Genomic DNA, 11651 nt, shown 5'->3' with positions numbered 1-11651 from the left:
GGAGATGTAAAATGAACGTTAAACCTGAGTATATGTCCTTTGGAGAATTATTTAAAAATAGCAATATTTTTTATACGCCTACATATCAAAGGGATTATTCATGGGAAGATGAACAGATTGAACAATTTTGTAATGATATACAAGATGCATTGGTAAAGAAAAAATCAAAGAAAAGTTGCGAACATTTCTTTGGAGGGGTTGTCTGTGCGCAAGAAAAGACATTTGGAGGACACAGAAGGATAGAGAATCTATTAGTTGATGGGCAACAAAGACTATCAACTATAGTACTTTTCTTTTCTGTTATTCGTAACGTTATTAATTCTCTTAATTGTGAGGAAGATAAAGATTCAGAATATAGAGGGATGATTTTAAAAGATATTTATAAATATTTTTATCTTGATGAAAGAGAAAATCGCGAAATTAAAAAACATGTAAGAATTACAATAGGTAATGCCGATAATGAGTTCTATCAGTCATTAATTGACGATAATCCATTAAAAGGCACTAGGAATTCTCATGAATTAATGCTAAGGGCTAGGAAAAAATTTAATTCCTTTATTAAGGATGATTTATTTAAAAACAGAAAAATCTCTGAGTGCCTGGAAATTATTGATGATATAGTCAAGTTGTTTGAAGAATCTTTTTTAGTCATTCATATAGTAACCAATAGTATCGACGACGCCTACAAATTGTTTACTGTGCTAAATGATAGAGGTATTAATTTAACTGAAGGGGAATTGCTTAAAGCACACACAATAGGTATATGCAGTGATAATCTTTCGCATCAGCGAACTATTTCTGATAATTGGGATGCCATACTCAAACACCCATCAAAGAAAGTCACCGATTATTTGAGATGGATTTTAATTATGTTGACTGGAAATAATATTACAGCATCCTCTGTTTTAGAGGAATATAAAAAAACGGTCTTTAATGAACTAATTAGTAAATCAGAAATAGCTCAGACAGTTGCTTATATTAGAGATTGTGTTGAACGACTGGAGTATATTTCAAGTGGTGAGTGGCCATTTGAAAATAATAATGATAATAAATGGCATAAAAGTAAACTGGACCTTCTTATCAATAAATTAAAACATCTACATGCAATGCCATTATTATTAGCTGCAAGTTTTTCATCTGAGAATAACTTTAAACATATTGTAAATGAAACGAGTAAATTTTTCATTAGATGTAAAATGATTAGCGACTTACATGCAAGTATTTTCTCTAAATTATATGCAGTGTTAGCACTAAGAATACATAAAGAACGTGATAGATTTGATATTAGTAAGTTACATGGTGCTTTTAATGAGATACTCTTGGATAAAGACCCTGAAGATGTAAGGTTTAGTACTAATGTTAGGAGTTTGATTTACCAAAAAAAAGGGGATAATAAACCAATAAAATGTTTGTTAATGACTATTCAGGAAAATTGGGAGTGGTTAAAGCAACCGTGTCAAGGTAATAGCCTAAACCGGTTGAAGAGAGAAGACCAAACTATAATTTTCGATTTTAATAGTATGACTCTTGAACATATATATCCATACTCAGCGCTACATGAGGATAAAGATATGGATATGGAAAAATTAAAAAATAACATTGGAAATATTGTTCTCTTAGATCCAACCAGGAATAATAAGAATGACAATAAACCTTTCATAGATAAGAAAAATTCATTTGAAAATACAGGGATTGGTATTCATTCATGGATTTATGAACAAAAGGAATGGACCGAAGAGTCTGTGAAAAAACTTACTGAGACGTATGTTGATGCTGCCGTAAAAGTTTTTTCTTTCTCTTAGTGGGAAATGTATATATAAAATATGGCACCGTTCATGGTGCCATATTATTCTATATATTCTTTGAAAAATCTTTTAAGCTTCGATAATTCCTTAATGCAGCAATTCCATCATCAACATGTGCTGCCCATGCTTTAATTAGTATTTTCTGCTCTAGCTGCGGATATAGCATCTTTAGTACCAGCTCCGTAGCTTGCAGCGTTTCCCCCAGCCACGTTATTTTATCCAGCACCAGAGAGCCATCCAGCTTCTTACTATCCCGCTCAGGCGAATAGCGAAACTCACTCTCCACTGAGCGGAAAAATGCCAGCCGAGCCGCGACATTGGGTGTAATCCCCGTATATCCTTTTAGCTTTTTAAGCTGGTCTTCAGTCTGACGGCTAAGTACCATTCGATTCGGGAGCATCAGACAGCCTCCTTGGTTAATTCCCAGAAATAGCCAGGTTTCAGCGCAGATGATTTGGTATGTGCATTAAACACAATTTCATAAGCATGAGAAATATCATCACGCAGCCGATCAACAAAATAATGCTCGTCCACTTCAGTATCGGTGGATAGCAGCACAACCTGATGGCTGGCCTCCGGGAAATAATGATTAATCAACTTATCCCGATGCTGAGAATCCAGACGCCCTAACGGCGTATCAATAATCACCGGGAAATCACGCCCAGAAGTTTTTGCTAGCGCCTCAAGAATGGCAATCGCATAAATCTGCTTTTCACCCGCAGAAAGCAGCTTACGATTAATCACCGACCCCTTTTCATCCACCAGTTCAACATCAAATGTCTGTGGATTTATGTGCGCATTAAGCTGTAAATCCTCTTTACGGGCCAGCTTGTGGTAGGCAATTTCAAAGTTAGCAGATAACTTTTTCACTCGCGCCTGCGTTAGTACATTGCTGTAGTAATCGAGCAGGTTAATGGTCTCTTGTGCATTTTTAAATGCGCTGCTCAAACCATGCTGGCTACGGGTGATGTCATGTGCTTTCTGTACCTGACGAACACAATCCAGTTGCTGCTGTTTCGTCCGTTTAGCCTCTTCCAGCAGAGAGCGGTATTTTTGCCGCTGTTTTTCACGCTTATGATCGAGATCGCGTAATGCTGCAAAGAGATCCATTAACTGCTCGTCTTCCGGGGCGCGAGCAATATTGGCAGCGGCCTGCTCCAGTTGTTGTTCAATATCCGCTAATTGATGGCGGTACATATCAAAACGCTGCCATGCTTTTTTGCTGTCCTGCTCAATGGATTGCTGGAGCATACCGGCTTCACGTTCAGAAATATCAAACAGCAAATCACCTTTTGGTTTGGTTGCCATATATGCGTCCAAATTATTGGTAATCGCTTCGGTAGCAATGGCTCTGGTACTACTCTCACTGCTGGAACGGAACGCGATATCATTTTTGAGTTGAGTTAAAAATTGATTTAACTCTGTCTCAAAAATTTTCGCCTGCTTGATCTGCGCTTCATTGGCAATTTTTTCCAGCAACCGCGACAACGTATTAGGCGCTAATGCATAGGGCAACGATCCATCGCATTCCTGTCGTAACGCTTTTTCCAGACGCTCTTTTTCTTTTAACAGCGTTTCAACTTTCTGTTTTTCCTGTGCTTTGGTCTGGGCAAATGCGCCGCCCTGCGCATTTAACAATCCCTCATGGCGAATAATGTCCTGGGATAAAAATTCGATCCGCGAGTTGACGAAATCGGCTTCTTCCAACAATTTCTCCGCCTGACCGGCAAGCGTTTTAATCTTTGCCTCAAGCGCTTCAACCTGCTGTTGCTGGGAGCCACCCAACTGGGCAGTTTGCTGGCGTTTGACAAAAATCATCAGATCATTTTGCAGTCTGGCGATCAGATCCAGTCCCAACAAACGACGCACCGCTGTACGCAGAATATTGCCGGATTCATCTTCCGCTAGCTCTGCAATCTTCTCTCCATCAAAAAAGAAAAGATCGGCGACACCGTGAGGAATTAATTCATTCAAAAATCCCTGGCACTGGTCATAACTGAGTTCACTACGCGGTTGTCCATCCTGCTGCAAAGAGAGACGATCTTTCTTTCCTTTCTTCCAGCTACGCGTGACGGTGAATTCAGTCTCATGGCCGTTTTGGTTGTAGGTAAAGGTCAGTTCTACTGAGGCCTCATCCGGGCGCTCTGCTGTATACGTCCCGTTGTGCACCAGTGCCCCGAGTTGTTCAACATACTCCTGTTGCTGCATTGCCGGGCCAAACGCTAAACGCCCATACAGTGCCAGCCGAATTGCCGACAAAATAGATGTTTTCCCTGCACCATTTAAACCACCAAATAGCACTATCGGGCGAGGGTTGACTTCATGCGGGCGCTTTCTGGGAGCCAGATCGATGGTGTGTGTGCCGCAAAATACGCGAAAATTATGTAATACCAGTTGCTTAATGAGCACGTTCATTTTCCTCATCGATAAGCACAGACGATTCGCCCGCATCGATAATTCTGCGCTGTAAAGTCTGAAGTTCAGCTTCCAGCTTTTCAACTTCGTCCTGATGAATATCCCGATCGTTGCGTTTTTGCAGCGTTGCTTGTTGCTGCTGGATCTCTTCCAGGCTGCCCCAGTCCTGCTTCAAAATTGTGCCGAGCTTGTCAAAAATCCCCTGACGACGACTTAACCCTTCCATCGAAGTTTCCAGTTCAATCAGTTTCATCACCATTTCAGGTACTACGTCGAACCCTTGCGTTATCTGCGCCAGCAAATCAGCATCGCTGGCATCAAAGCGCGACTGATCGTCAACCACCCAATTCAGATCCTGCTGATATACCTCACGGTAAATCTCCGGCAATGTGTCATGCCAGTCTGGCTCGTTAGGATCTTTCAACCACTCCTGACGGATAGCGTGCAGCTCCGGCTGGGTAATTAACGTAATCGTGTGGCCCTGGGCGTTTAAATCACGCTCAATTTCCAGTAAGTCTTTTAACCACTGCTGGCGGTATTTGAGCCAGTAGGGGCCAGGAACATGCTTACGCTCTGCACTGCGATCTTCGCCGTCTTTAGCGTACTGATAGCTCACCTTACCGGTGCGGCGTTTATAGTTGCGATAGGTGTCTTTATTCGCCGGATCGGTGGTAAACGCCAGCAGATCACGATATTTCAGCAATGGCGACATCCACTCTTCGCCGTTTTTGATCAGGCTTTCCATTGCTTTATCTTTGGTGACTACGGTACAGGTCCAGCAGCCAAAGCGAGAGTTCCCGCAAGAGGGGGTACTTTCGTCGATCACCAGGGGACACTCACCCTGTGCGGAAGAATCCATATACAACGTCCACAGAGGACGATTGTTTCCACCCCACGGGCTTTCCCATTCGTCGATATCTTCAGGAGCATAGCGGAACGCGCCGCGCAGCAGTTTCCAGACGTCTTCTACATCCCAGGTATCAATAGGGGTATAGATAAACGCATTTGCCAGCGTGGTATGCCGAGCCAGGCGTGAGCCATCAATTTTGTGCTTTGCGATGACCTGCGCACGGGAGGCGCTCTCGCTACTACGTGAACCGAGGACAACAATCACTTCATCAAACTGGCTGACCTTATCTTTAATAAAGTCGCTCACCGGATTGATTTTCATACGCTCGGTACACCAGCGAAAACTACGGGTTGGGGCCGGATAACCTTTTCCCAGTAAATTGACCCAGAAGGTTTCATTCGTTTTAGGCGTTACCGCATGTTGAGTGATCGGCAGGCCATTACGCTTTGCGCCTGCCTCAATCTGCAACATCGTTTTCTTAATTAAATCTACTACCACAGGTGTTTCCACCAGCGTATCGGATGACACTACAAAAACATCTTTGCTGCGCATTTCCGGGGGCAGGCCAAGCAGGGCCAGATACACCAGCGTGATCACGGCAGAAGAATCTTTCCCGCCGCTATAGCCAATTACCCACGGACGCTTATCCGCACAATAAATTCTTTGAACCTCAGCAACATATTCGGCCAGAGGGCGTCCAGCGAACTGCTCCTGATTAATAAAATCTTCGTATTCGGCCAAATCGTAGGCCTGAACTAATTTACTCATGAGGCAACCATTTGAGCTTCAAGTTCCTGTTCTTCAGGAGTGAGGGGAATTGAGAGCGCGGTTTTTAGCGCATTACAGGTGAGCTGGATCGCCGTATTGGTTTTACTCAGTTTGCCGTGCTGCATCGCACGTTTGATGAGATCCGGGTTGTTTCTGCGCCAGTTAAAAGTTTTAAGTGCAGCTATTTTCTCCGGCCATTGCTCAGGATAATCCTTTAGCAGGGTATATCCCAGTTGCCCAAGTGCCTGCAATCCGATGCCATGAGCGTGAACATAATCTTGTCGTAACTGAACCGGTGAAACCTCTTTTTTAGCCGCTAGCTGCCAATCCGGCATCACGTTAAAAATAGCTTGCCAATATTGGGTAGCTATTTGGGTGCATTCCTCAAAGTTGTTCTCTTTGGGATCTTTACCCAACAATGCGCGGGTAGCCTGCTTGATGCTGCTCAACGTAAATAACTTATTCGACCGCTGACTGATGCCTGATTTTTCCAGTTCTGTCATCCCAACAAACGGCTCTATGGACATCGCCAGATAACGTGCCAGATTTGAACTGGCATCGCGATGATCGTATAGAGACGCCAGCGACGGGCTGGGGCGAATGGCGTATTTATTCAGATCGGCGAACATCTGCTGGCTACGTTTTAAGCCTTCATCAACAAAGAACAACACCGGAATATTATCCTGGCCCAGCTCCGGGCGAGCATCCAAAGCGTCTTCAATCGCTTTACGGCGATGCTGACCGTCGTTGATCAGAATTTGTGCATCCATTGGCACGCATAACGTCCCCAGGTTGTTGGAGTTAGGGAACTCATCAAACTGAACGTCAACGGCAATAGACGCTGTCAGTGCTGAAAACACATAATCTTTTGGATTTTCCAGCAGATAACGCACCATTTCGGGGATGCGTGATTTATTCAGCGTGCGTTGTGCTCGTAGCTCAGGAGGGACGTCATTTTCATCAAAGCTGAATATTTTGGGTATGATGCGCATCGGGCATGTGGCAATATAGAAAGGGCGACCTGCCTGAATGCCACGTATAGCCGGAAACGAGTAGCAGTAGTCTGCATCAACACTAGCCATGCTGTAATCCGTGTAAAAATCGAATGAATTGAGTTACGTGATATTTTACGTAATGCTTAATAAAATTTATAGTTTTTTTTATGTTTTACGTGATTTTTTGCGTACAGGGTTCCATATCTGAGAGTGCTCGTGGCTGCTGTGTTATTATTTTAACCTCCGAGGAGAATGACGCTGATACCTCCTGTCGTTAACGGTAAGGGGATGTTCGATATGATGATTATCTCAACATCACCCGAACGTGTAATAAACTGTATCCAAATTAACTCCAGGCATCTGAGCCGTTTGGCGGGGGCATGAATGCGAAACTGAATGCGTAACACCACCACGTTCATTGGTTCTGCGGTTGTTGCGCTGGACAGATTGGTGAGGCCAGGCAGCTGTTTGAAGGTTATGGTTCTATGTCTCTATTGACTAAATGGTATTGCAGGTGCTTTTCGGTCTGAAGAAAAAGCATAAACCTATGATGTTCGAATTGGCGTTGCTGCGTGGTTACCCTGTTATGGATAGCATTGATGCGGTTATGTGCATATTGATGAAGAGGCCAGGGATGAAATTGCGCTATACAGATTGGTCGGAACTCATAAGCAGGGGCATTGTGCCCCCGTTATTGATGGAGTTTCGAGAATGGCACGTACACGCGCCCAGCGCCGCCACCATGAGTGGCGTTTGAAAGCAATGCGCAGGCATTATAATAATGCTGGAAGTTGTTCGTCGACGCATGTTGGCATGGTTTACCACACTCCCTGTTCGTGTAGTTGTTGGATGTGTGGGCATCAGCGTAAAAATCATGGGATGAACCGGCAGGAGGTTAGAGCCCGCCTGCGTTACACCGATTGAGAGGGTATATGCGTTATATACAGGAGCATTGGTAACAACTTTTAACGGGAGTTACCTATGTCCAATTTTAATACCAGAAAAGATCGCGATCGGAATGGAAATCCGCTACCACATTATCGAATCAACTATCTCAGCAGTGAAGGGATTACTTATATCCATTACCGTGACCGCAACACTTCGAGTCTACCTCGCTGGGATGCAACAAAATCGCCAGGCTGGTGGAGGCGGCTAATGACTACACGCCCACGTCGTGCTGCAAACCGTATTAACGTGGTTCGCGTGTTGCGTGGAGCTGACCCTGATGGCCTGTTATGGCGCACAGGGAACCGGCCGCAGATCTATTTTTATTGAAAACCAACCCGCCGTCCTGGCGGGTTTATTCATATCAGAAGTCTGTATGCCGCGTGGAACGGAGTCAATTTATCTGATGCGCTATCGGTGTGAATGGGCGTAGCTCATTTGGTACGACACCCAGCCAATACTCGCTATCAGATTAAAGCAATGTAATCTTCAATTTGTGGCTGTAACACCCAGAATTCCTGTAGCTTTTGATCTGTCCACGATATCAGGGGTTCCGTGGATAACCGGTGCAACTCCTTCCATTCGTTGTGATCGATGCCTCTTGCCAATTCAGACCAGCACAACAGCGTTAACCGCTCTCTGAGCCCTGGCCCCCTGAATTGTTGAAACAATGACTGTAGCTTGTTGCTGAGGCGACGCATCCCCAGTTGCTCGCATTCACTGAGCAGCACACCCGGCAGTAGTAACGGCATCAGGTTTTTGTTGATGTCCTGCGCCACTGTTATTGGTGCTGTTGTCGGGATATTGAGAACGCGCTGGAGGCCTTCAGGGAGCAGCAGCTCGGCAAGCTCACTACAGGGCAGTGTGCAGATCACCATCGTCAGCGTATGCCAGCGGATAATCTCGGGCTGGCACTGACCATGAAGGATAGCCGGGCGAGTATAATCATCCAGACAGGCCTGATAGTGGTTGAGCAGTACATCATGACGGGCCGTGGTTTCTTTCATCGATTGATACCTTGTAAAGCCGACAGTAATAAATATCGGTGTCCTCTCGCACTATCGGCAGGGTAACGATCGCCTGTTTGATTATGGTTCTGAAATTCATGAGCAATTGCTGGATTTGCTGGAGCGCTATGGGCCACAGCGCCGTGAACAGCGCCCGGATATGCCGTTCTGGCGTCTGAGGGCGATGGTTTCTGGGAATTGCAAAACGCGGAATTCTGCTCAACCAGCGGTAGCCGCCAGCCACCTAAACGTGAACTCATTGAATATAATGTTGTTGGTGGGTTTGATGCCGTCAATTTCGCGTTGGTAACAAAAAAACGTAAGCTAATCGACACGCTGGCGCAGCAGATCCTTGAGGCGCATTTTCCGACCAGTATTCAGGAAGACATCGCTGACGAGATGGATTTTGATATTCGCACCTCTTTCCGTCAACGCGATCCGAAGTTCCGCCAGGCGGTGCTACGAGCGTACACTTATCAATGTGCGGTCTGCGGCTTCAATATGCGCCACGACAACGCCCCTATAGCCCTTGAAGCAGCCCATATCAGATGGAAGCAGCATCATGGCCCTTGTGAAGTACCTAATGGCCTGGCGTTGTGCGCAATTCATCATAAAGCGTTCGATCGTGGTTCGATTGGTCTGGATGAAAATATGTGCGTGGTGACTTCCGACGCGGTGAATGGTGGCGGTGTGGTACAGCGGCTGTTCTGGGATTTTGCGGGGAAAGAGATCGCGTTGCCGCAGATGAAAGAAAATTATCCGGGTGAACGGTTTGTGGAATGGCATAGGAAAGAGGTGTTCAGAGGAGAGTGTTGATCTGGGGGCGGTTTAGTGCCATATGCGGACGTTAAAAAGAATCGCATGTGTTAAATGGGGAGCAGCTCAGGTGCGGCTGTTTTCTACCACTGACTGAAGTTGTTATCATTATCACTGTAAATGGACGTCATGCGTTCACAATGAGGCAATTTGGGACGAAAACAGGGAGTACTAAGCTAAAGCCATGTCTGAAATCTCCACCAAAAACTTTCCAGCGCGCCACGGAGCTCCGTGGAGTAAAGAAGAGTTTCAGCAACTGATCTTGGCAATCGAGCAGGGCCTCAAGTTAAGTGAGCTTGCCGGACGTCATCAGCGTACGTCTGGAGGCATACTCGGCGCGATTAAGCGTTTGCTCCCCTCTGAATTTTGCCAGAACAACAACATTAGTTCGGTTAGTGATCTGGCGCGCTATTTCAAAGACACACAAAATCAAGAGTGGGCATGTCTTATCAATGCCCTGTGCCCGTCTGCTGCCACTGAAAAGAAAACGGAGAAAAATCAGGAAACAGGGGCGAGTAAGCAAGCTGCTTCGTCATGTGCCGCGGTGTCGGGAGCGAGCGGTAAAACACCAGATGAAAAGCAAATAACAGGTTTCGTCCCCAGTACAGAATTTCTGGATTATGTAGCCAGTGAGTCCGATGTCATCATGCTGATAAGTGCCGCTGTGGAGAGTTTATCTAAGGAACGCGATCGGGATATTCTTCTCATGCGTCTCGGCACGGATGAGCATCCTTATACACTCGCTGAGATCGCTGCCAAATGCGGCGTTTCCCGTGAAAGAGTGAGACAAATTCAGGAACGAGCCTTCAGGCGGCTAGCGGGTAAATCTCGCTATGAGGGGACCCCCGGTGCTGCCCTTAAAAAGCTCATTAACGCAGTCAGCAATTCCTCGTATGAAATAGCAATATGGGTGCACCGTATCGCTCACCGTGATTTTATGACGTCGTCCGGACTAGCCGCGAAGTTTATTCTCTGCACTGCGGGTATTCAGAAGGTTAAGAGAGAGGAAATTGTGGGATTCTTCTCCGATATTTCACTGCTACAAAAGGCAAAGTTGGCGAAGTTACGCGAGCTGAACCGGAGTCGAGCTGCGAAAGAGAGAGTTGAATCTGAGATCAGTGGCTGGTTAAGCTATACAGACTGGCCCAAAGTCATCGCTCCGCCACCGTCAGCAGTACATCTCTCTTCGCAGCGAATAGTCAATGATTCGGATATCGCCGGTCATTTTTACTCACAGAAGCTCGCACGCACCGTCCAGTACGAGTCCGGACTTGAACTTACTATCATGACGCAGTTGGAGCGTAGCGATCAGGTTTCCTTTTATCAGGAACAACCCGTTGCTATACCGTACAGTTTTAAAGACAAACTCCGAAAGTACTATCCGGACCTGCTCGTTGCGACTGTTGATGGCCGGTGCCTCCTTGTTGAAGTTAAGCCTACAGACAGCATGGCCTTAAGTGTCAACCGTGCAAAAGCCAATGCGGGTCGGGCATGGGCACACGCAAGGGGGTGGGGATGGCTGGTTGTCAGCGACCGACATACGTTACGGCAACTGGAAGAACACGTCATTCCTGCGGCTAAACGGATGTTGATAGAAAACGAACTGAATACGTCTGGGGGGATTACTTGGCGTGAGATGATGGGGTTACGCACGCGTCATGAACTTACACGGTTGGATCTGACTGCGTATATTATTCAGTCCGGTGCTGAGGTAGACAGATCCTACCGCATTACTGCGCGAACTGTTCTTGACCCAGGGCTAGTTATATTGAACTGAGTCTATGAACTTTCTAAAATGGGATTATTTACAGAAAAGTATCCGTTAAAGGCGGGTGTAGATAACTCTGTAATGCTTGGCTTGGTAAGCATGATGTATCGTTCATTTACCAGATATCAATTGGTGCTGCTGGAGTATTAGTGAGGATGCAGGAAGAGTATTACATAATGGTCGTAGCAACGATATGGTAAATCTTCGTAACTGAGGAGTCATGTCTGCTCCGTGCCAAAAGCTGACATTTGGCTTTGTGGTAAATGAACGATCTTCACTTAT

Annotated in this window: 7 protein-coding genes and 1 pseudogene; 3 read left to right on the top strand and 5 right to left on the bottom strand. The window is 45.6% G+C overall.

Annotated features, from left to right (window positions below; all coding sequences use genetic code 11):
* The first annotated feature begins 11 nt into the window (after positions 1–11).
* Positions 12–1802, top strand: a complete 1791-nt coding sequence (locus tag EOS98_RS19765; RefSeq protein ID WP_001101322.1) for a DUF262 domain-containing protein — start codon at positions 12–14, stop codon at positions 1800–1802.
* Between the two features lie 49 nt (positions 1803–1851).
* Here EOS98_RS19765 and dndE read toward each other — a convergent pair whose 3' ends face one another.
* From dndE to EOS98_RS19735, 5 genes are all read right to left on the bottom strand, one after another.
* The gene (gene dndE, locus EOS98_RS19760; RefSeq protein ID WP_000937306.1) at positions 1852–2205 is read right to left on the bottom strand and encodes a DNA sulfur modification protein DndE; all 354 of its coding nucleotides are present in this window, start codon (positions 2203–2205) and stop codon (positions 1852–1854) included.
* On the bottom strand, positions 2205–4214 hold the full coding sequence (gene dndD / locus EOS98_RS19755; RefSeq protein WP_126524324.1) for a DNA sulfur modification protein DndD: 2010 nt from the start codon (positions 4212–4214) through the stop codon (positions 2205–2207). Before dndD ends, dndE begins: the two co-directional genes overlap by 1 nt.
* Complete coding sequence (dndC, locus tag EOS98_RS19750) at positions 4204–5838, bottom strand: DNA phosphorothioation system sulfurtransferase DndC (protein ID WP_126524323.1); 1635 nt, start codon at positions 5836–5838, stop codon at positions 4204–4206. Before dndC ends, dndD begins: the two co-directional genes overlap by 11 nt.
* Complete coding sequence (gene dndB, locus EOS98_RS19745; protein ID WP_001520283.1) at positions 5835–6920, bottom strand: DNA sulfur modification protein DndB; 1086 nt, start codon at positions 6918–6920, stop codon at positions 5835–5837. Before dndB ends, dndC begins: the two co-directional genes overlap by 4 nt.
* Before the next feature lie 1325 nt (positions 6921–8245).
* A complete protein-coding gene (locus tag EOS98_RS19735) occupies positions 8246–8785 on the bottom strand; it encodes a malate transporter (protein WP_126524322.1) in 540 nt (179 codons plus the stop codon).
* A 37-nt stretch (positions 8786–8822) separates the two neighbouring features.
* Between EOS98_RS19735 and EOS98_RS19730 the strand changes: the two are divergent.
* Together EOS98_RS19730 and EOS98_RS19725 are read left to right on the top strand one after the other, a co-directional pair.
* Positions 8823–9601, top strand: a pseudogene (locus tag EOS98_RS19730) (phosphorothioated DNA-binding restriction endonuclease); the annotation flags it as partial.
* Positions 9602–9785: 184 nt separating this feature from the next.
* Complete coding sequence (locus tag EOS98_RS19725; protein ID WP_126524321.1) at positions 9786–11378, top strand: sigma factor-like helix-turn-helix DNA-binding protein; 1593 nt, start codon at positions 9786–9788, stop codon at positions 11376–11378.
* Positions 11379–11651: the final 273 nt, after the last annotated feature.

It is taken from the genome of Salmonella sp. SSDFZ69 (genome assembly GCF_004010755.1).
Lineage (GTDB): Bacteria > Pseudomonadota > Gammaproteobacteria > Enterobacterales > Enterobacteriaceae > Salmonella > Salmonella enterica.
The sequence above is the reverse complement of the archived record's forward strand: the minus strand, read 5'-3'. Positions and strand labels throughout refer to the sequence as shown.

Bases quoted from the DNA above. Each gene is read 5' to 3' on its own strand.
- dndB (WP_001520283.1), bottom strand. From the start codon at position 6,920: ATGGCTAGTGTTGATGCAGACTACTGCTACTCGTTTCCGGCTATACGT.
- EOS98_RS19725 (WP_126524321.1), top strand. From the start codon at position 9,786: ATGTCTGAAATCTCCACCAAAAACTTTCCAGCGCGCCACGGAGCTCCG.
- EOS98_RS19765 (WP_001101322.1), top strand. From the start codon at position 12: ATGAACGTTAAACCTGAGTATATGTCCTTTGGAGAATTATTTAAAAAT.
- dndC (WP_126524323.1), bottom strand. From the start codon at position 5,838: ATGAGTAAATTAGTTCAGGCCTACGATTTGGCCGAATACGAAGATTTT.
- dndE (WP_000937306.1), bottom strand. From the start codon at position 2,205: ATGCTCCCGAATCGAATGGTACTTAGCCGTCAGACTGAAGACCAGCTT.
- EOS98_RS19735 (WP_126524322.1), bottom strand. From the start codon at position 8,785: ATGAAAGAAACCACGGCCCGTCATGATGTACTGCTCAACCACTATCAG.